This is a genomic window from Flammeovirga pectinis (assembly GCF_003970675.1).
GTDB lineage: Bacteria > Bacteroidota > Bacteroidia > Cytophagales > Flammeovirgaceae > Flammeovirga > Flammeovirga pectinis.
Genome location: NZ_CP034562.1, coordinates 168768 through 188829, shown reverse-complemented (window position 1 = coordinate 188829; position 20062 = coordinate 168768). Strand labels below are relative to the sequence as shown.

The following is a 20062-nucleotide window of genomic DNA, read 5'->3' as shown; positions in this document are numbered from 1 at the left end:
ATTCCCTCTCAAATTAGAGGCATTGATAGCATAAATTTGCTGTATATCAATTATAAAAAGAATACAACAATATGAAAAATCTATTAATAACTACCGCCTTCTGGTGTATATCATTGCTCTGTTTTGCACAACAAAAACCAAATATAGTAGTCATTATGACGGACGATGTTGCTCCTCAAGATATTTCAGCTTACCATAGAGGATTAGGTGCTGTCAGTACGCCAAATATAGATCAGATAGCAGATGAAGGGCTTTTAATTAATGACTATTACGCACAACAAAGTTGTACAGCGGGTCGGTCTTCATTCATTACAGGACAATATCCAATTAGAACAGGACTTACTTCTGTAGGCCAGCCAGGTTCTAAAATTGGTTTACAATCTGAAGATGTTACGCTAGCAGAAATGCTGAAAGACCAAGGGTATGCCACAGCTCATTTTGGAAAAAGTCATTTAGGAGATAGAAACGAACACCTCCCTACTGCACATGGCTTTGATGAGTTTTATGGTTTCTTATATCATTTAAATATGATGGAAATGCCAGAACAACCAGAATTTCCAAAAGATAAAGACTTTGTCGGTAGACCAAGAAACGTGATTTACAGTAAAGCAACAACTATTGATGATGCAACTGTAGATCCAAGATGGGGCAGAGTTGGGGAAATTACTGTAGAAGATAAAGGTGAGTTAGGTGCTTTACGCCAAGAAACTTTTGATGATGAAGTTTTAGAAATATCTCAGAAATGGATGAAGAAAAAACAAAAAGAAGATAACCCTTTCTTTTTATGGTTTAACCCTTCTAGAATGCACCAAGAAATTTATGTTTCAGAAAAATGGCAAGGTAAAAGTGGGCATAGCACCTATGCTGATGGACTTCTACATTTAGATTACTTGGTTGGTGAGTTATTACAAACGCTAGAAGATATTGGTGAAAAAGAAAATACGATTGTACTATTTACTTCTGATAATGGAGTAAACTTGGCTCATTGGCCTAGTGCTGGAACGGCATCTTTTAGAGGAGAAAAAGGAACTACTTGGGATGGTGGTTTCCGTGTGCCAATGTTAGTAATGTGGCCTGAACATATTCCTGCAGGAGAATGGAGTGGAGAATTAATGACTGCCGAAGATTGGGTACCTACTTTAATGGCTGCTATTGGTGAACCTAATATTAAAGAAGAGCTTCTTGAAGGAAAAAAAATAAATGGTAAGGAGTACAAAGTACATCTTGATGGGTACAACCAACTTGATTTAATTACTAAAAATGGCAAATCAAACAGAAGAGAGTTCTTCTATTTTGCAGAAAATGATTTACAGGCAATCCGTGTAGACCATTGGAAAATACATTTAGCTATTAAAGATGAATGGCTAAAAAGTGCAGAAAAATTACCCGCTGGTATGATTATCGATTTAAAACTCGACCCTTACGAACGTACCCCAGAAACACCTGGCCATTTTCTATGGATGAAAGAAAAAACTTGGATACTGCCAACAATTGTTCCTCCATTAAAACAATTTGCTAAAAGCATGAAAGAGTTCCCTCCCCGTCAGAAAGGATCTGGAATTGGTGCTTCTTCATTTATTGATCAATTCGGAAAATAATTACAATTATGAAATCTATAATAATAACAATCGGATCTTTACTCATGACTGCTTTTTCTTGTACTGCACAAGTTCTTCCAGATCATAAGGTTCAAGAAATAAAAGATAAAGTAAGTCAACAAGCTGATCCCATTATTAGTGTTGCTCCAAATGCTGAAATTGGTGCTCTCGGTTACTATTACGATGCCAAAGCTGTTGGTACATTAGCCTATGAGTTTGGTTATTCTTTAGTAAGAATGGAACAAGCGATGAGAGAATATACTTCTGTTCCCAACCCTAAACCAAGAACGAGTTATAGAGCTCCTTTAAATAAAATTGGATGGGCAAAACGCCTTCCTACTGCTGCAGATAAAGATATGCCAACGGCCAATAATGACACCTATTACATGAGTGCTGTTGTCGATTTATCAGAACCCTATATTTTAGAAACACCCAATACAAATGGGCGCTACTTTGTGGTAAATGTATTTGATATGTACCATAACCTTGTAGAATATATTGGTAAACGAAATACAGGTACTACTGCTTTAAAGGTTGCTTTAATACCTGAAGGTTGGGAAGGTGACTTACCTAATGATATTGATAAAAAGGTAATTGTAAAAACAGATAAAGCATGGTTATGGGGTCGTATTCATGTTTTAGAAGGGGAGAATATTAAGAAACTACATCTACTTCAAGATCAATTTAAACTACGCTCTTTAAGTGAATCAAAAGGTTATGAAAACATGAATAAGCAAACAGAATTACCAGAAATGCCTGTTTTCCCAACATCAGATTCACTTCGTTTTTACAAGTACTTGGCTTTTGCTTTGTCTCAAAATCCTACTTATACAGAAGATATTTCTTTAGTAGGCCAGTTTGAGAGAATTGGTATTAAAGGAGGTAAATTCTCTACAGATAATCTAAACGAACATCAAATTAAAGGTTTGAAAGAAGCCGCCATAGAAGCTCCATTGGCTATTTTATCGTCTATGTATTCTTCTTCAGTTACTAGCAATGGCTGGAATATTGCCACAAAATTAGATAATTATGGTTATGATTTCCCTTTCAGATCATTAATTTCAGGACCTTATTTAGGCGGTCAAGGTGAAAAAGAAGCCATGTACCCTATCCGATTTATTGATAGTGATAATGCACCTGTGGAAGGCAAAAATAGTTATACTATTACTTTCGATGAAGAACCTCCAGTAGACTCTTTTTGGTCACTTACTTTATACGATGCTACCAATAAGCTTTTCTGTGATAATTCTTTAAATCGTTATAAATTTAGTAGCGAATCAAAAGGATTGAAAAAAAACAAAGACGGGTCGTTTACTATTGTAATTCAAAACGAAGAACCTAAGAATACAGACAATTGGTTACCTGCTCCAAAAGGAGGTTTCTATTTAATTATGCGTTTGTATCAACCCCATCAAAGTGTTATCGACCTAGAATATAAATTACCACAACTTATTAAAAAGAAAGAAATACTTTAACCACATTAATTGATACACAAAAAGAGCACGACCATTTATATGATCGTGCTCTTTCTTTATATTAATTGCCTAATTTATCTGCTATTGATATTATTTAGTATCAACTACTTTTTTAACACCAGGCATAGTCCATGTCTTATTTAAAACCTCTTTTTTAGGCCAGTACATTCTGAACGTTAACTCAAATTCTACACCCTCTGTTGTAGAAGGTAACCAATTCTTTTCATGTCCTTCTGGAGCATCTTTCTGAATATAAATATCTAAAGAACCATCTTCATTGTAGTTCATATCTTTTTTATCACCAAGATTGTATCTATCAATAGTATTTGGCACTAAGAACCCGCTTTTATCATACATTGTAATTGACCAGAAACCATCTACTGGAGGTAATTTATCTGCATCAAAATGTAGAACATAATTATTTGATCCATTAAAGTTATTACCGTCAACATCTATTGCGGCATTTGGGTACACTGCATCTTCACCTAAATTTGCTCCAAAACCTATCTTTGTAATATAAGCCCTAAAAGCATAATTAGTTCCATATTCACCTAAACCTGTTGTTGTAACAGACCAACCATTCTGCATAGTTTTCGTTTTAGGTCTTGCCGTTAATTGTTGAAAAATTTCTTGTGCCGTAGCTGGTATTTTCTGAATTTTAGCCTGTTCTTCTGTAGTAAACGTAGAGATATCAAATGTTCCACCAGGCGTAATACCTACTTCTTTTAGTTGCTCGATAAATGTTTTATCTGCTGCTAAAGGTGGGTTAGTAACCAATAGCGTCATCATCTTATTAAAATAATCTGTGACATTAAGGTTATCTACAGCTTGCATTGGCACAAAATTATTTTGCTCAACAAAATTACCTTCTGGCGCTTTATATTTTTTATTATTACGTTCAGTTAGTGGACGAACAATAATTTTATTAGCGAAGCTTTTTACCTCTTTTTTACCATCCTTATCATCGTTAACTTGAACTCTACAAACTAACCAGTTTAAATCTGTTTCAGATTTAATTACGGTAACATCTTTTGGTAATTCTCCTTTAAAATTAGGGCCTACAAGAGCTATTTCTAATTTCCCTTGTCCTGTTGTTCTAGAACCTAAAGTTGATATTACATCTGTATAGGCATTTAAAATGGGTACAAGGTAATAGCGATCTGTTGCAGGAAATTCAATATATAATGGCCCTTCCGAAAGGTCTGCATAAACTAAATGATAATAAGTATCCAAATTTGGTCTTACTACTCCTTTAAAATCCGCTTTAGGAAAAGGATATAAACTAGCTAATTGATTTAATGGTGATCTACCTTTAAAGTGATTTGATTCTACAGTGTTAGTAGCTACTTTAAAAGTACTCTCCATAGTTAAAAGAGGGTAACCATAAAAATAAGCCTTAGTAAGTAATTCCATTTTTGTATCTACACTTTTACTATTCAGCTGGTTATTTTGTCCCATTGATTTAAAAATAAAACTTGTTAAGAAGAGCGTGATTAAAAGGGTAAATTTATTTTTCATAATTAAATACTATTTGTTCAATTCCTTATTTACAATTATATAAAACGATTAGTTGGAAAAATAAATTATCAAATTATTCTTAAAAAACATCAGATTATTATATTAGGTTCTAAACTGTTGCTGAAATTTTTTAGGAGTAATATCAAATTCTTTTTTAAATAATGATGAAAAATGGCTCATACTAGAAAAACCTAAATCTGCAGAAATCATAAAGATTGATTTATCACCTTTCATTAAAGCTTTTTTTGCTTGCTCTAAACGAATTTGTTGTTGAAATTGATAAACAGGTAATCCAAATGCCTTTTTAAATTGAGCTCTTAAACTACTGACACTAATACCACATTCTTTTGCCAAGAAATCTATTTCTAAGGGTACTCCATCAGTTTCTGATATCATAAACCTCGCTTTCATCAATAGACGAATATTTAAAGATTGCCCTTCTTCGTCTTTAATTTTTTCTCTCTGGGATAAACTTTCAATTAATAAATGGAAAAGATAAAAACTACATGCAAAGAGCAGTTCTTCTTTATAAAGAGAGTCTTGAATTTCGAACATTCTGTAAAAAGAGCCCTTCATTAATGGTGTCATTTCCTCAAAAATGGTATACACTTGTTCCGGATTACAAAGAGATTTTAAAGAAGGAGCTCGTTCTATTAATTTATAGAAATAGCCATACTCTACCCTTAACATTACAAGTTGAATTCTTCTATTTACAGGTAATTCCCAAGCTAAATTATCTTTATTATTCGAAAGTAAAACACCATTTAATGCTTCATTAACTCTTCCTCCTAATAATATGTTAGAGGCATCTCCAAAAATTATAGGTAGATATTCATTTTCATCTTCAAAAATAAAGGCCTCACCAGATTGTTTTTGTTTTAAAAAAACATCTATTCTAATAAACTTAGTTCTCGTTGTAAGTTCGTATGCTTCTATAAAACCATTGCCTACTTCGTTATCAAACTTAAGAATAGTTCCATCTATCTCACCATGAAGGCTTTCATTCCAATATTGCAGTAATTTTTCCATTGTATTCTATTTGTTAATAGAAGATACTCAAAATCATTGGAAAATTATGAATATATATTTCAGTTATTTATAACTTTTTGATTTAAATAAATATACCCCATCCACAGGTTGTTTTCTCGTCTGCGATTGTACCTGCTAACAGGAAATTTTTCAGGCTCTTTAAATTGGTTTAAATCAATTGATCCAGAAAATGGAGGAGAATAAAGTATTGTATCTGAATTTTTTATTTTAAGTCGTAATTTTGTTTTAAAATCACCTTTATAAACTGGGATATTAAAATAGGCATACTGATTTGGAATCATAGTATAAAAATAATAACTATTTCCGCACCAACTGTTTACCCAATACTCTATAGGCCGCCAATTTCCATTTTCATCTTGTGCTTCTTGAATAGCCATTGATTCACCATCTTGTAATTCTATATGTAGTAAACTATCAGTAAGGTTCGCTACCCAAACTCTGTATCCTTTTACTATTTTAGGGCTTTTTTTTGTACTTCTCTCAGGATAAATTTGTTTATACACTCCATCCACTAACTCTATATTGGGTAGTCTAAATGTATGCCAGTTATTACAATTATAATTTACAAAAGAAGTAGTATCTACGTAAATAAATGGATGTGTAGAATATACATTCTCAACATAAAATTCTTCATCGTTTTCTAAATTATTTATGCTATCAACTTTGCTAATATACTCTCTCCTTACTTCTTCTTTAAGAAGACTCTCAAAATTATACGACGCAGCCTGCATACCGTTTGCCTCAAAAATAGTTGCTAAAATTGAGTCATTTATTGTAATAATAGGTGGAGAGAATGGATACTTTAAACGTTCGTTATTTAAAGTACAAGAAATAAAAAATGAACAACTTAATAGTGCATAGATTGTGATTGATTTCATAATATTTATATGTTATTGAGGAGGTTATGACATATAAATAAGTTAGGTTATCAATAATTCACTTGGTATTGATTTAACTGATTTAAAGAGAGTTTATCAGTATTTAATAAAGAAAAAGAGCATTAGTCGTCTAAATCAAAAAAAATGATTAACATTTAATGTAAAAAGCCTGACAACTACTAAATGTAATTATCAGGCTTAAAATCATTTATAATAAAAAGATTATTATTTCAACCATTTCTTAGCACACCATTTCCGTACAGGTTCATCATAAAACTTAACAGCTATGTAAGCTACTGCAATTGATACGACAAATGTAACAACACCCCAAACTGCAGCTACTTCATAAGATGTTTTACCTGTAGCTACATTATCTACAACCCAAGCTGTAAATACATAAATAAATGCATAATGAGTGATGTATACTGGATAAGAAATATCTCCTAAAAATTTAGCTACTTTTTTAGCCTTTTCAGATTTTATTTCGCCATTAGCACCAATGTAAACTAGCAATGGGAATACAATTAAAATTACTAAACCTTCATATAATCCATTTATCCAGTTTGTATCTCCGCCTAATCTTGGTAAAGCTAAAACTACAAACATGAGGATACTTGATAGCAAAAATGCATTTTTAATAAAGGTTGGTTTCATTATTCTAGACAATAATAAACCCGATAAAAATGGGTACAACAAACGTGTAAAACCTATGCGTAATTGTTCTGGATCTAAAGACCAGCCACCTGCAACTCCACCTTGAGGAGTAGTAACTGTAAATTGTATTAACGCACACCCTGCTATAAAAGTGAGTAACATTAATGCCTTATTCGATAGTTTTCTAAGTACAAATGCATACAATGCATAAGCAATATATTCAAAGAATAATGTCCAACCAGGACCATTTAATGGGTACATTTCTCCCCAACCTCTAATATCTAAAGACTTACCAACGGGAAGCATTGTAAAGCCAATTACCATAACTAAAAGCATTTTAGTTACAGGTGTATTTTCTATAATAGGAAATAATGTGGGCGATGCCTGAAAATAATACGTTGCAGCACCAAGTATAGAACCAATAATTACCATTGGTTGTAAACGGATAATTCTTCTTTTAAAAAAGCCGCCAAGAGTCATTTTATCCCAACGATTGTTGTAGGCTATACCTATAACAAAGCCAGACAATACAAAGAAGAAATCTACTGCTAAATAGCCGTGGTTTATAATTTGTTCTTTATGTTTTCCTAAAGCGAAAGCTTCTAAAATATGAAAAGCTACTACAATAATTGCAGCTACACCTCTTAAGCCGTCTAAGATTTCGTAATGTTTGTTAGAAGATTGATTCATGGATTTTGTTAGGTTAATAAGATATTGTTAGTTGTAGAATTTTAGAACTCCTGTTTTCTCATATTGTACTTTATCAATTCTACAGTGGAAGGTATTTTTAGCTTTGCTTTAATGTTTCTCTTATGAGATTTTATAGTTTCTTCTCCTATAAACATCTCTTCAGCAATTTGCTTACTAGTAAGTCCCTCACAAATATAGTCGAGTACTTGCTCTTCTCTTAGTGATAAGACATTTTCTGTTGCTTTTACTTCCTCAAAGTAACTTTCTATTTTTTCTGAATAAAATTTACGTCCATCCATTATCTGATGTATTGCATTTACTAAGTTCTCTTCAGAATCATCTTTTAAAAGAAACCCTTCTATTCCTAAGCTTTTGATTTTCTTAGTGAAATAATATTTATTGTGCATAGAAATTATAAGCACACGTAAATTTGGGTGCTTCATCTTTGCCAATTCGACAAGTTCAATACCGTTCATTTCTGGCATTTGAATATCAGAAATTAGTAAATTGTACTTTGTTATGTCTGTTGCTAAAAACTTTTTAGGCGAGCCAAATACATCTACCTTTTTAACTAAAGGAAAGTAGATGTTAATCAATTCAATTAATCCTTTTAAGAATAAATTATGATCATCAACCAGAGCAATATTTATATTATTGTTCATCTTTATAAAGGTATTTGAATAAGGATAGAAACCCCTCGTTTAGTATTAATTTTATATTTGCCTGATAGATATAGATAAACATCTGTAGTAGTACTAGAAGTAACTTCTACAAATTCATCGATTAAATCTGACGATGAAATATTAAATGAAGTCTGTCCCCAACATAATGACAATGAAAAGGGTAAGAATATAAGTAAGAATGAAAGTCTCATACAGTTTACTAAGAGTAGTCGCTCAAAATTGTTCAATTGATGTATATAAAACAAGCATTTTATATACGCGCAGACAACAATGTACATTTTTTATTGAAATTGAATTCTTTCTGTATAAACTTCTATTTTCAAATTGTATAAGAATAGAAGTCATAATTATAAAATCAAGACTTCTATTGTATTATTTCATATCAGTACTATTATCCAATAAAATATTTACTTTTTGGTAAATACGATAACACCTTAACTAAAACATAACTTGCTAACCATGTTAAAGTAGTAATTAATAAAATTGAAATTGGAGTTGATAAACCCATTGGCTGAACAATAAAAGTCCATGTTAACCCCACAAAAAACAGATGAGATAAATAAACACCATAACTTAAACGAGAAAGTTCTTTAATTACTCCAAAGAATCTTGGAGTATCGTAATCAATTGTTCTAATTAATAAGAATAATCCTATAGTCATTAAAATTACATTCGGAGTACAAAAACGCCAAGCCATTTCAACCTGGTAAATTTCTTTTGTTTCTGATAAAAAATAGCCAAATAAGAAATAAGTTATTAAATACCCTACAATAAAGATTACCCCTCCTAAAAGTCTACTTTGTTTCTTATTTAAATGAACAAATTTTCTAAAAAAAAAAAAGCAAGAACTACAAAGCCTAAATGCCCTGAAAAATACCATAATGAATGAAACTCATTCCAAAAAACTTCTCCAAAAACACCATTAGGAAAAACTATTTTTAAATAATGATGAAAACTAGAGAAGAACCACAAAACAAGATAGAATTCTATAAAGTGTTTTGATGTTATTTGTAACCAAGGTGATATTATTGGCAAAAAAAGGTAGATACCAATTAGCATATAAATAAACCAAAGGTGCCCCGATTCTAAATTAAAATTATGTAATAAGATAATCAATTTAGATTGCATTATATCAAAGTTATCAGCTCCAAAAAGAAATGGAACTACAGCATATAAAATTGACCACAGAATAAATGGAAATAAGATTCTACTAAATCGTTTTTTATAAAATACACTTGGTTTCTCTTTAATAGGAACCAAAAGATAGCCAGATGCCATAACAAAAAGAGGTACACAAGCTCTAAGTGAACTACTCATAAAATTTACCCAAAACTCATCATCTGGCTTAATTGAAACCCGATCTACTGCTAAATAAAAAATTTCTATTGCATGAACCATTAATACCATGGTAATAGAAATTACCCTTAGATAATCTAAGAAAACAATTCTACTTTGTTTTGATGTTTCGATGTTCGTTCCTTTTCTATAATTCATTTTTAGTCTAGTATATTGTAATACATTTAATTAGGTTTAACACTATCAATAAACTTGATATCACCTTATTTATCAGCTGATTAAAGTAACCTTACAAAGGTAAAACCAGCTGATAGTTATTAATTGTATATTTTAAACACTACTCTAAAATGCCAACTTATTTTAGTCAAAAAAATAGAATCGTCTCCTTATTTTATGTTGATTACTTTTAAGAAAAAGTACACTCCCTATTAATATAAATACAACAAATAAAGTCCGCATTACCAAACCTAAATTCGCATTCAATTTATTTTTAACGTTGAGTACTTCAAACAATAGAATCTCTGAATTACTAGATGTTAAAGCTCCTTTTCCATAAGCGCTGTAATAAATTGTTTTTGATTCTCCTTTTAAAAACTGTAATGGTATTTCTATATTCCCATCATTATTATTTACAGCCGTACCCAAATGATAGGTTACCCAAGCTTGAGTAGCTGATGAGAAAATATAAACATTCTAATGATACCTACTTTTTCTTGCTTTATAGAAAACGTTAATATAAATCTATACCACTTTTGTGTTGAAAACAGTACTATGGTATATTGATCAAAAGGTAATTTGTTCCAAGTATAATTATCTGGATATAGATAAACATCTGTAGTAGTACTAGAAGTAACTTCTACAAATTCATCAATTAAATCTGACGATGAAATATTAAATGAAGTCTGCTCTTAACATAATGAAAAGGGTAAGAATATAAGTCTCATACAGTTTATAAAAGTAGTCGCTCAAATTTGTTCGATTGATGTATATAAAACAAGCCTTTTATATACACGCTGATAAAAACAGTACGGCATTAATGGAATGTTCTTCTCTAAATGGTAACAGATTACATTTACATGAAGGAAATTTACTTACAGTTGTGAACTCGTTCTTAAAAAGAAACTTGGGGATTAGGCAAAAGAGAAACAGTATTCGATATCAACGCTCAAAAAGTCTATTTAAAAGTGCCAGTATCTGAGTACTTTGCTAGCTGGACAGAGATCAACTTAAAAGAATTATTTAACTAAATTCTAAATACGAACCTCTGATTAAGATTCGTGTTTTTTTGTTTATGCCTTAAGGTAGTTAGGGAGGTATTGATTAAGACTCTACGGGGTACAATGTTAAATTATGGCACTCTTTTCCATTCTAAAGTTTTACTCAAGAATCCCACACTTATTTCAATTTTAAGAACATCTCCTTTTGGAGTAACAGTTGCATCATACCATTTTTGTTTTTTGGCAGCATATATTTTTGCTTTCCAATTCGTACCCTCTTTTACAAAATCTTTTAACATTGGAGTTCCAACTTTCGCTTTCGTGTTATCAGAAGATTTAATATTCCCGACTAACTCTCCATTAGACTCCGAAATTTCAATTTTTGTATTCTCATCACCTGTGTTCCAAATGCCGTTTAACTTAGATTGCCCCATTGCGGATAATGAACAAAGGGTTAGCATTATTAAAATTAGATTTTTCATAATTTTTATTTTTTATCTGTTTGAGTTCGTAGAGAAAGAAATAACATAATTAGTGCGACAGGAATCATGACATAATTAAGAATCCCACCAGGAGCAGTTCCTTCCAAGACTATTGGTTTATAGACCGTAAGAAATAATCTACCACTATATTCAATAAAAATGAATAAATACATTAATGGAATTAGCGTTTTATATCTCCAAAGTACGACGCCGTATAAAATTCCAAACATTAATTGGGTAAGCCCCCATTCGGAAAAGATGTGAATAACAACATCAGATGCTTCTTTAGAATAACTATCCAATGGAATTGTTGCTATACTTTGAGCCCCTCCGTCTGCTAAAAACATGTGAGCAAGTGACCTTCCTATTGTCACTGTAGCTAGCAAGTAAAAAAAGTATAGTGGTAATTTATTGCCTCTGTAAGAATTATCTATTGTTTTTGGAAATAACATAGGATACTACTGATTTATGAATAATAAGTAAAATAAAGTTAGAGAAGAAATGAGGTACAAAAAAGTGATCTTACTGTTCCATTCACAATAAATGCTATATCATTACCTGTTGTAAATGGCTTTTTAAAATAGTCTCCTTTTTTGAATTCTTTAATTTTGAAAATCCCGAGAATTTCTTCTATTTCCTCTTCTTTTGAGGAGGGTATTTGTTCAGTAATATAGTCTCTTAGGTGTTCTTTCATTTTATTATAGCTGATATTTCAAAAATAAAGTAACTATTTATTTATCGATTTTTTACAGAAAAAATCTCATTTAAGGATAGATTTTAAAAAGTTAAGATTTTTAATGTACATAGTAAATTTCATTCAATTGTAATTACTTTGAAAGTATGAATAATCTAAACGCTGAAAAATCACAACTTCGACAGCTGGTAAAAATTGCTTTAATGACCTCTCCACTTATTGCAATTTATACCATCATGCCCATGATGCTTTTCATCTCTTCTTTACCTCAAACTGAAGTAGTAGAGCTATACCTTAGTCGGTTTAGTTATACTTTGATTATTAAAGCAATCTTTTTAGTCAGTACTGTGATCTTTATGCATTGGATGCTGAATGTATGGTTATTTCATTTGATGGATAATCAGTTTAATCGAAAAATCCATAAGTACTGGAAATATATTATTTCTTACTCCTTCATGTTTTTGGTCGTTTTCATAAGTCAACAAAGAAGAGCCGAAATTAATCCTATTGATTTTGGAGCGTTTAAATATTATCCTTTTATAGGTGCTTCAGCAAATAATACCTTCATCTTAATTATGTATTGGCTAATTACAAATAGGTATGAAAAAGCACAATTAGAATTGGATAAGACTAGATTGGAATTGGCACAGTCGGTCACTCAACAAGAGCAATTAAAAAATAAGATTCACCCTCACTTTATCTTTAATGCACTTAACACTTTAAAAATACTTATTAAGAGAGATCAAATAACGGCGGAAGAATATTTGGTGCGTCTATCTTCCTATCTTCGTTTTTCAATTACAGAAACTACTAAAGACCTTACTTCTGTGAAAGATGAAATTGGTTTCTGTCAAAATTATATTGAACTACAACAAATCAGGTTTGCTAATGCTATTATTTTTCAAAATGAATTGCCTAAATCTTTTCAAAATACAGCTTACTTACCGGTCGTTACCTTACAGTCTTTAGCTGAGAATGCCATTAAGCACAATGCTTTTACATCAAAAAATGTTTTAAAAATTCAAATACGCCAAAATGAAGACTCATCCATCACTTTCGCTAATAATATAATTCCTAAAAGAAATACAGAAACTACAGGAACAGGATTGGATAACCTCAAAAAAAGATTTGAATTACTTGGTATAGGACAACCAACTATTCATGTAAATCACTTGTCTAAACAATTTGAAGTTACTTTTAAAACAATCAATAAATGAGAATTGTAATTATTGAAGATGAATATCTAATGGCTGAAGAACTCGAATCTTTAATTCTAGAATATAGTCCTGAAAATACTATTGAAGCCAAATTATCTACCATCGACGAAGCCATTGATTATTTGAAAAACAATAACGAGCCTGACCTTATTTTTTCTGATATTCAACTTGCTGATGGTTTAAGTTTTGAAATCTTTAAAGAAGTAGAAAATTTAGCTCCCGTGGTGTTCTGTACTGCTTATGATGAGTATGCTTTGGAAGCCTTTAAAGCCAATGGTATTGATTATATTTTAAAACCATTTGATAATAAAAGAATAGGTGAAACTTTAACCAAAATCAATCGACTTAAAAGCAATAATACTAGTCAAAATGATAATTTTAAAAATGTTATTCATGAACTTTCTACACGGAATCAGCACAGTATAAAAACGAATATTCTTATTTTTAAAGGAGATAAAATCATTCCTATCAATACTTCTGATATTGCCCTTGTTCAACTAGAGGCTGGCGTTCCTTATCTCCATACTTTTGATGCTAAAAAATATGTCACCGAACATACATTAGATACTTTGGAAAATGATTTAGGTACTAATTTTTATAGAGTGAATCGTCAATTTTTAATCAATAGAAAAGCTATTCATCATGTATCAAAATACTTTGCAAGAAAACTCCTTATCGAATCAAAACTAACTATTGAGGAGCAAATTATTGTCAGCAAAGCTAAAAGTAGTGAGTTTCTAAATTGGCTTCAAGCATAGTAATATTAATAAAAATTTGTCCGTTTCAAGTTAGGAATTGCCCGTTTGACTCAAATTTTAAATAAATGTAAAGGTAGTTGAAATCATATTTGTAGAAATCATTAAATCTATTTTATGAATATCAAATCTGTCTTATTTTTTAACTTACTCCTAACTTCAACTTTTTTATTTGGTCAATCAAAATATGCTATCAACGGACAAATAAAAGATGCTTCTAATGGAGAAGATTTACCTTATGCCACAATTACTATTAAAGAGTTGCCCGGCGTAGGTACTACTGCTAACATTTATGGGTATTATTCACTCAGTATAGCAGAAGGGAATTATACCGTTGTTTATCATTATGTGGGATATGATAAAATTGAGAAACAGTTCGATCTTACAAAAAACACCAACATTACTATTGAACTAAATCCTGCAGCTCAGAACCTCGATGAAATTGTCATTTCAGCAGAAAGAGAAGATCAGAATATCACAGAAAATGTGGGCAGTGTTACAAAATTAGATACCAAAGCCATTAAAGAACTGCCTACTTTTGGTGGTGAGGTGGATATTATAAAAGTGATGCAAACCCAACCGGGTGTAAAAACTTCTGGAGAAGGTGGTTCTGGCTTTTATGTTCGGGGCGGTGGCTTAGACCAAAACCTTGTCTTGCTCGATGAAGCTCCTGTTTATAATCCTTCTCATTTAATGGGTTTCTTTTCTGTTTTTAATGGTGATGCCATCAAAGGAGCAACTATGTATAAAGGGGGAATGATGCCTGAATATGGTGGTAGAACTTCTTCCGTTTTGGATATTAGAATGAAAGAAGGAAATGCCAAAGAATATACCGTTACAGGTGGTATTGGAACGATTGCATCAAGAGTAACCGTTGAAGGACCAATTGTGAAAGACAAAGGCTCTTTTATGATTTCGGGAAGAAGAACTTATGCAGATCTATTTTTAGGATTATACGACGACCCTGCCTATAAAAATTCTGATCTTTACTTCTATGATTTAAACCTCAAAGCCAACTATAGAATTTCTGATAAAGATAGAATATTCCTTTCGGGATATTTTGGTAAAGATAAATTTGGAGTCAGTTCTGATATGGGTATTAATTATGGAAACATGACGGGTACGTTACGTTGGAATCATGTTTTTTCTGGTAAATTATTTTCTAATACCTCTGTGATTTATAGTGATTATAACTACGAATTTGGAATGGGTGAAGCAGAAGATAGAATTGGTCTAGAATCCATTATTAATGATGTTAATCTCAAACAAGATTTCACTTTTTTTGCTACGAACAAACATACCATTAAGTTTGGTTTTAATGCCATTCATCATACTATTCAGCCAGGAAATATAGAAGCCGGTGCAAATACAGGAGTGAACTCTCAACAGCAAGCAAATCAATACGGTATAGAAGGTGCTTTTTACATTCAAGATGAATTTAAAGTAAGCGATAGGTTCAGTTTAAATTATGGGGTTCGTTACTCATTATTCCAAAAAATTGGAGAAGGAACAGAGTATGAATTCAATGAAAAAGGGGAAGCTATTGGTAAAAAAGAATACCAAGATGGTGAAGCAATGCAGTACTATGGAGGTTTTGAACCTCGTTTATCTGCCAATTATTTATTGAACTCCAAAAGCTCAATAAAATTGGGGTATAATAAAAATTATCAATATATGCACATGTTGACCAATTCCACTTCTTCTTCTCCAACCGACACATGGATTATGAGTTCTAATAATGTTAAACCTCAAGAAGCACAACAAATTTCTCTTGGGTATTTCAGGAACTTCAAAGAAAATACTTTCGAGACTTCCATAGAAACCTACTATAAGGATATGCGCAATGTAATTGATTACAGAACAGGTGCAAACGTCTTTCAGAATGATTTATATGAAGGAGATTTGGTCTATGGAAAAGGGCGTGCTTATGGTATAGAAATGATGATAAAAAAGAACAAAGGAAGGTTTACAGGATGGTTAAGCTACACTTTATCGCGCACAGAACAACAGTTTGATGAAATCAATCAAGGTAGCTGGTTTGCTGCACGACAAGACAGAACACATGATATAAGTGTTGTCGCTATCTATAAACTTAGCCCCAAAGTAAGCCTATCAGGAAACTTTATTTACTATACCGGAGATGCTGTTACTTTTCCTTCTGGAAGATATGAAGTAGATGGGAAAATTGTTCCTTATTACACCGAAAGAAATGGGTATAGAATGCCTAACTATCACCGTCTAGATTTAGCCGTCACTTGGATTAGAAAGAAAACAGATAAGTTTGAATCAAGCTGGAACTTCTCTCTATACAATGCCTATGGACGAGAAAATGCGTATACAATTACCTTTGAACCTAATGAAGAGGATCCCACGCAAACCGAAGCAATACAAACAGCCTTATTCAAATGGGTGCCATCAGTTACTTACAACTTCAAATTCTAAAAACATGAAATTTACATATATCACACTTAGCCTATTTCTTCTAATAGGAACATCATGTGAAAAAGTCATTGATATCGATTTAAAAGATGCATCGCCAGAATTGGTGATCGAAGCTGTAATCTATAAAGGAGAAAATGATTTTACGGTGAAAGTATCTCGAACAGCCCCTTACTTTGACAATACACCTACCGAAAAAATTGACAATGCGAAAGTTTCATTAAAATTTGAGGGAGAAACATTAGACATTCCTAATGTAGGTAGAGGAGAGTATATCACATTTTTAAATGCAAAAGTAAATACTGCATTTTTATTAGAAGTGGAGGTAGATGGAAAGTCATATTCTGCCACTACAGACTTAATTGAAAAAGTTGCTATTGATAGTGTATACTATGAATATCAAGAGGCTTTTGGACCTAGAGAAGCGGGATACACAGTATTTGTACAATTTACTGATCCTGCTGCTACTAACTTTTATAGACTGACTCATTCCTTAAATGGAGTATATCAAAACGGTAATAATGATCTTCAAGTAATGGAGGATAGTAAAATCAACGGAAATAAAACCCATTTTCCAATAAGAGGTAAAATATTTGAAGTCGGAGATAAAATAGACGTTCAATTCATTCACTTTGATGAAGCCTCTTATGATTACTTCAATTCACTAGCCGATATTATTAATACTGGAGGAGGACCAAATGGAGGTTCAGCAGCTCCCGGTAATCCATTATCAAATTGGTCTAATAATGCATTGGGCTACTTTTCAGCTTATAGTTATGATACGGCGAGTATCATTATTGTAGAGTGATCTAGATAAGATAATAGTAATAATAGAGAAGAGCTACTCCACATATAAATGAAGTAACTCTTCCCTATTCTTTCATTCTACTACCAACTAATCATTATCACATTCTAATTCCCATTGATAATAACCGTCATCTTCTCTATCCCAATGGCAATTTCCTGGATCAAAAGGAGGTCTACCAGTACCATTATCTCTACATTTTAATTCCCATTCGTTGTCATCATTATCCCAAATGTAATCACATAAAGGGCTTGGAGATGTTGGTTTTCCAGGGCGTTCGCCCCTTCCATAGCGATCATCATCACAATCTCTTTCCCAACGGTTATCGTCACGGTCCCACTCCCAATGGCAACCTGATGGTAATACTTCATCGGGTCTTTGGTTTGGATTAGTATAACGACCATTTCCACTTCTATTTCTGTTATCGCATTCTGTTTCCCAATGATGGTCATCAGCATCCCATTTCCAATAACAACCTTCACTTAATGGTGTAGTAGGTTTTGGAGGAATCCCATTATCATTTCTATCATCAGAATTACAAGAGATTAATGCTATACTAAATAATGTTGTTATAGTAATTAAACGAAGAAGATTGAATAGATTTTGCATAATTTTTATTGTTTTTGTTTATGCTACAAATATTCACTTTACTTACCTCTCATAGAAGTAACGCAATGTTACGAGGGGTAACGTGCTGTTAGATGGGTAAATATCTTTCAGATAAAAAAAACCGTCTCACTTTACAGCAAAACGGTTCTTGTACTTATTATCAATAAAATATACTGCGTTTAGTCGCAATCTCTTTCCCAATGGTTATCATCCCATTCCCAATGACAACCTGGAGGTAAAACCTCGTTAGGATGCTTATTGCGGTTAGTATAATTACCATGAGTTCTTTTGTAATCATCATCATCGTAATCGTCGTTATTACATGATAGAAATGATACGCTAATTAATGTTGTAATGGTAAGCAATCGAAATGCTGTGAATAGATTTTTCATAACTTTTATTGTTTTTGTTTATGCTACAAATATTCACTTTACTTACCTCTCATAGAAGTAACGCAATGTTACGAGGGGTAACTTGGCTTACAAAATCTTAGTAAGAAACGAAGGGTGACACCAAAGACTTAATAATTTTTCTGGGTGTTCTTTAATTGAAGGTGTAGTTTCTTCTAGAATGGCCTTAAATCTGTCTCTTTGTGCTTTAGTTTTTGATAACTTACTAAGTAAAAATAGATTAAAAAAATACAAATGTTCTTCTAATCTCTTAAGTTGATCATCATTGACTTCTTCCCCGTCTAAAAGTACTAGAAAGACTTCTACGGTAACACATGCTGATGGCAATTTATCTATTACAGACAGTAGCTTTTTCTTTTTTAATTTAAAGTTTTCTGTCTCTCCAAAGTAGCCATAGAATAGTAATTCTTGGACTTCTGTTTCATAATGCTTTCCTTCTATCGCTAATAACTTACCAAAAAGCTTTTGTGCATTTTCTTGTTTGCCCTTATAGATTTCACTCCATATTTTTTCGGCCAAGAAATCTGCTGTTTCTAAGTTGTATAAATCAAATAATTTTTGCGCTTTATCTAAACCATTAGGGAAATTCAATACATTATACTGATAATCTATATGGTAGTATTTTATCAATATTGATGCTACAAAGCTATTCTTAGTCTGTTCTACAACTTTTCCTAACTTCGTGATAAGTTCCCCCAAAAACTCCATCCATCCTTTCTCTAAAACTATATCTTCGAAAGCCACAAATGTACTTATCCATTTTAAACTTTCTACCTGATCTATCTCCTTCTCAAGTAGTCCATAAGGACCATCTATAATTAGCTGTGCAAATACTAAAAGCTCATTTAAATTGCTTGATTCTTTAGTAATTGGAAAGCTTTTTTCTAAAATACCCTGTTGGTTTTTGTCTTTTATCGCAAGACCAAAATCGTTATTATTTTTGAAAGTAGAAATGTAGAAATCTGCATCTAAAGCATCTGTCATCCTAAAGAAGTTTGTTCTTAGGAAGCGAGAAAATAATACTTCTTTAAAATAATTAGATTGCTTTTCTACGTTATCTTCAAAACTGTATAAAGGTGCAATATGAAGTTTAGGAAACTCATAAGAGATTCCTGCTGGAACCTCTGTTTTCTTTGCTTCTAGATCAGTTGCTTTTTCTGAAATTCTTGGTTTATAGCTACCTCTTGGTATTGTAATTACTACATCATCAGTAACTCCCTCCTGCAAATAAAATTTTGATAGTAGAATACGTAGTCTACCCATTTGTACTCTTACTATTGGGTCTAAAGATGGATCAAAATCCTCATCTCTATCAAATACTTCTAAAGCAATGGTATAAGACGAGAAATCACTTTCTTCTCCGTCATGGTATTTAGAAATTAAATAATTTAAGAGTGCTTTTGCTCTAAAAGAAGAGACAAATACTTCACTATCTATTATCTTTTTAAGTGTTTGCTCTATTTGCTTATTTTCCATCTTATAATTTTTAGATAAGGGAAGATAATCAAAATTTTACAGCTACCATTATTCTAAAATAGAAAAAACCTAGTCATATAATACGACTAGGTTTTCCTTCTTTACGTTTCGAATTT

General features: G+C 31.9%; 20 protein-coding genes. 6 read left to right on the top strand and 14 right to left on the bottom strand.

What is annotated here, in order from left to right:
• The first annotated feature begins 71 nt into the window (after nucleotides 1–71).
• Nucleotides 72–1598: an arylsulfatase gene (locus EI427_RS00800; protein ID WP_126610760.1), complete on the top strand. Its 1527-nt coding sequence runs from the start codon at nucleotides 72–74 to the stop codon at nucleotides 1596–1598.
• 8 nt (nucleotides 1599–1606) lie between these two features.
• On the top strand, nucleotides 1607–3073 hold the full coding sequence (locus EI427_RS00795; protein ID WP_126610759.1) for a DUF1254 domain-containing protein: 1467 nt from the start codon (nucleotides 1607–1609) through the stop codon (nucleotides 3071–3073).
• 90 nt (nucleotides 3074–3163) lie between these two features.
• Here EI427_RS00795 and EI427_RS00790 read toward each other — a convergent pair whose 3' ends face one another.
• From EI427_RS00790 to EI427_RS00740, 11 genes are all read right to left on the bottom strand, one after another.
• Complete coding sequence (locus EI427_RS00790; RefSeq protein ID WP_126610758.1) at nucleotides 3164–4591, bottom strand: DUF1254 domain-containing protein; 1428 nt, start codon at nucleotides 4589–4591, stop codon at nucleotides 3164–3166.
• Between the two features lie 102 nt (nucleotides 4592–4693).
• Nucleotides 4694–5620 carry a helix-turn-helix domain-containing protein gene (locus tag EI427_RS00785; RefSeq protein WP_126610757.1) on the bottom strand — a complete coding sequence of 309 codons (927 nt, stop codon included), beginning with the start codon at nucleotides 5618–5620 and terminating at the stop codon, nucleotides 4694–4696.
• A gap of 59 nt (nucleotides 5621–5679) precedes the next feature.
• The gene (locus tag EI427_RS00780) at nucleotides 5680–6519 is read right to left on the bottom strand and encodes a hypothetical protein (RefSeq protein ID WP_126610756.1); all 840 of its coding nucleotides are present in this window, start codon (nucleotides 6517–6519) and stop codon (nucleotides 5680–5682) included.
• Nucleotides 6520–6744: 225 nt separating this feature from the next.
• Nucleotides 6745–7863: an acyltransferase family protein gene (locus EI427_RS00775; RefSeq protein ID WP_126610755.1), complete on the bottom strand. Its 1119-nt coding sequence runs from the start codon at nucleotides 7861–7863 to the stop codon at nucleotides 6745–6747.
• A gap of 41 nt (nucleotides 7864–7904) precedes the next feature.
• On the bottom strand, nucleotides 7905–8525 hold the full coding sequence (locus EI427_RS00770) for a LuxR C-terminal-related transcriptional regulator (protein ID WP_126610754.1): 621 nt from the start codon (nucleotides 8523–8525) through the stop codon (nucleotides 7905–7907).
• Nucleotides 8526–8527: 2 nt separating this feature from the next.
• Complete coding sequence (locus EI427_RS00765; protein ID WP_126610752.1) at nucleotides 8528–8737, bottom strand: hypothetical protein; 210 nt, start codon at nucleotides 8735–8737, stop codon at nucleotides 8528–8530.
• Nucleotides 8738–8937: 200 nt separating this feature from the next.
• The gene (locus tag EI427_RS26420) at nucleotides 8938–9426 is read right to left on the bottom strand and encodes an acyltransferase family protein (protein ID WP_394345836.1); all 489 of its coding nucleotides are present in this window, start codon (nucleotides 9424–9426) and stop codon (nucleotides 8938–8940) included.
• Complete coding sequence (locus EI427_RS00755; protein ID WP_126610750.1) at nucleotides 9357–10040, bottom strand: acyltransferase; 684 nt, start codon at nucleotides 10038–10040, stop codon at nucleotides 9357–9359. The genes EI427_RS26420 and EI427_RS00755 overlap by 70 nt, the downstream gene beginning before the upstream one ends.
• Before the next feature lie 1150 nt (nucleotides 10041–11190).
• The gene (locus EI427_RS00750; protein ID WP_126610748.1) at nucleotides 11191–11541 is read right to left on the bottom strand and encodes a DUF2147 domain-containing protein; all 351 of its coding nucleotides are present in this window, start codon (nucleotides 11539–11541) and stop codon (nucleotides 11191–11193) included.
• 5 nt (nucleotides 11542–11546) lie between these two features.
• Nucleotides 11547–11993: a hypothetical protein gene (locus EI427_RS00745; protein WP_126610747.1), complete on the bottom strand. Its 447-nt coding sequence runs from the start codon at nucleotides 11991–11993 to the stop codon at nucleotides 11547–11549.
• A 38-nt stretch (nucleotides 11994–12031) separates the two neighbouring features.
• Nucleotides 12032–12235 (bottom strand): hypothetical protein, encoded by a 204-nt coding sequence (locus EI427_RS00740; protein ID WP_126610746.1) that lies wholly within the window; start codon nucleotides 12233–12235, stop codon nucleotides 12032–12034.
• A gap of 146 nt (nucleotides 12236–12381) precedes the next feature.
• Here EI427_RS00740 and EI427_RS00735 point away from each other — a divergent pair, with 146 nt between their 5' ends.
• The 4 genes from EI427_RS00735 to EI427_RS00720 all read left to right on the top strand — a co-directional run bounded on the left by EI427_RS00735 (nucleotide 12382) and on the right by EI427_RS00720 (nucleotide 17454).
• A complete protein-coding gene (locus EI427_RS00735) occupies nucleotides 12382–13452 on the top strand; it encodes a sensor histidine kinase (RefSeq protein ID WP_126610745.1) in 1071 nt (356 codons plus the stop codon).
• On the top strand, nucleotides 13449–14210 hold the full coding sequence (locus tag EI427_RS00730; protein ID WP_126610744.1) for a LytR/AlgR family response regulator transcription factor: 762 nt from the start codon (nucleotides 13449–13451) through the stop codon (nucleotides 14208–14210). The genes EI427_RS00735 and EI427_RS00730 overlap by 4 nt, the downstream gene beginning before the upstream one ends.
• A 114-nt stretch (nucleotides 14211–14324) precedes the next feature.
• On the top strand, nucleotides 14325–16649 hold the full coding sequence (locus tag EI427_RS00725; RefSeq protein ID WP_126610743.1) for a TonB-dependent receptor: 2325 nt from the start codon (nucleotides 14325–14327) through the stop codon (nucleotides 16647–16649).
• 4 nt (nucleotides 16650–16653) lie between these two features.
• Complete coding sequence (locus EI427_RS00720) at nucleotides 16654–17454, top strand: DUF4249 domain-containing protein (RefSeq protein ID WP_170178355.1); 801 nt, start codon at nucleotides 16654–16656, stop codon at nucleotides 17452–17454.
• Between the two features lie 87 nt (nucleotides 17455–17541).
• Here EI427_RS00720 and EI427_RS00715 read toward each other — a convergent pair whose 3' ends face one another.
• From EI427_RS00715 to EI427_RS00705, 3 genes are all read right to left on the bottom strand, one after another.
• Nucleotides 17542–18060 (bottom strand): hypothetical protein, encoded by a 519-nt coding sequence (locus EI427_RS00715; RefSeq protein ID WP_126610741.1) that lies wholly within the window; start codon nucleotides 18058–18060, stop codon nucleotides 17542–17544.
• Between the two features lie 179 nt (nucleotides 18061–18239).
• Nucleotides 18240–18452 carry a hypothetical protein gene (locus tag EI427_RS00710; protein WP_126610740.1) on the bottom strand — a complete coding sequence of 71 codons (213 nt, stop codon included), beginning with the start codon at nucleotides 18450–18452 and terminating at the stop codon, nucleotides 18240–18242.
• Between the two features lie 87 nt (nucleotides 18453–18539).
• Complete coding sequence (locus tag EI427_RS00705; protein WP_126610739.1) at nucleotides 18540–19946, bottom strand: hypothetical protein; 1407 nt, start codon at nucleotides 19944–19946, stop codon at nucleotides 18540–18542.
• Between the last annotated feature and the right edge of the window lie 116 nt (nucleotides 19947–20062).

Bases quoted from the DNA above. Each gene is read 5' to 3' on its own strand.
- EI427_RS00800 (WP_126610760.1), top strand. From the start codon at position 72: ATGAAAAATCTATTAATAACTACCGCCTTCTGGTGTATATCATTGCTC.
- EI427_RS00795 (WP_126610759.1), top strand. From the start codon at position 1,607: ATGAAATCTATAATAATAACAATCGGATCTTTACTCATGACTGCTTTT.
- EI427_RS00790 (WP_126610758.1), bottom strand. From the start codon at position 4,591: ATGAAAAATAAATTTACCCTTTTAATCACGCTCTTCTTAACAAGTTTT.
- EI427_RS00785 (WP_126610757.1), bottom strand. From the start codon at position 5,620: ATGGAAAAATTACTGCAATATTGGAATGAAAGCCTTCATGGTGAGATA.
- EI427_RS00780 (WP_126610756.1), bottom strand. From the start codon at position 6,519: ATGAAATCAATCACAATCTATGCACTATTAAGTTGTTCATTTTTTATT.
- EI427_RS00775 (WP_126610755.1), bottom strand. From the start codon at position 7,863: ATGAATCAATCTTCTAACAAACATTACGAAATCTTAGACGGCTTAAGA.
- EI427_RS00770 (WP_126610754.1), bottom strand. From the start codon at position 8,525: ATGAACAATAATATAAATATTGCTCTGGTTGATGATCATAATTTATTC.
- EI427_RS00765 (WP_126610752.1), bottom strand. From the start codon at position 8,737: ATGAGACTTTCATTCTTACTTATATTCTTACCCTTTTCATTGTCATTA.
- EI427_RS26420 (WP_394345836.1), bottom strand. From the start codon at position 9,426: ATGGTATTTTTCAGGGCATTTAGGCTTTGTAGTTCTTGCTTTTTTTTT.
- EI427_RS00755 (WP_126610750.1), bottom strand. From the start codon at position 10,040: ATGAATTATAGAAAAGGAACGAACATCGAAACATCAAAACAAAGTAGA.
- EI427_RS00750 (WP_126610748.1), bottom strand. From the start codon at position 11,541: ATGAAAAATCTAATTTTAATAATGCTAACCCTTTGTTCATTATCCGCA.
- EI427_RS00745 (WP_126610747.1), bottom strand. From the start codon at position 11,993: ATGTTATTTCCAAAAACAATAGATAATTCTTACAGAGGCAATAAATTA.
- EI427_RS00740 (WP_126610746.1), bottom strand. From the start codon at position 12,235: ATGAAAGAACACCTAAGAGACTATATTACTGAACAAATACCCTCCTCA.
- EI427_RS00735 (WP_126610745.1), top strand. From the start codon at position 12,382: ATGAATAATCTAAACGCTGAAAAATCACAACTTCGACAGCTGGTAAAA.
- EI427_RS00730 (WP_126610744.1), top strand. From the start codon at position 13,449: ATGAGAATTGTAATTATTGAAGATGAATATCTAATGGCTGAAGAACTC.
- EI427_RS00725 (WP_126610743.1), top strand. From the start codon at position 14,325: ATGAATATCAAATCTGTCTTATTTTTTAACTTACTCCTAACTTCAACT.
- EI427_RS00720 (WP_170178355.1), top strand. From the start codon at position 16,654: ATGAAATTTACATATATCACACTTAGCCTATTTCTTCTAATAGGAACA.
- EI427_RS00715 (WP_126610741.1), bottom strand. From the start codon at position 18,060: ATGCAAAATCTATTCAATCTTCTTCGTTTAATTACTATAACAACATTA.
- EI427_RS00710 (WP_126610740.1), bottom strand. From the start codon at position 18,452: ATGAAAAATCTATTCACAGCATTTCGATTGCTTACCATTACAACATTA.
- EI427_RS00705 (WP_126610739.1), bottom strand. From the start codon at position 19,946: ATGGAAAATAAGCAAATAGAGCAAACACTTAAAAAGATAATAGATAGT.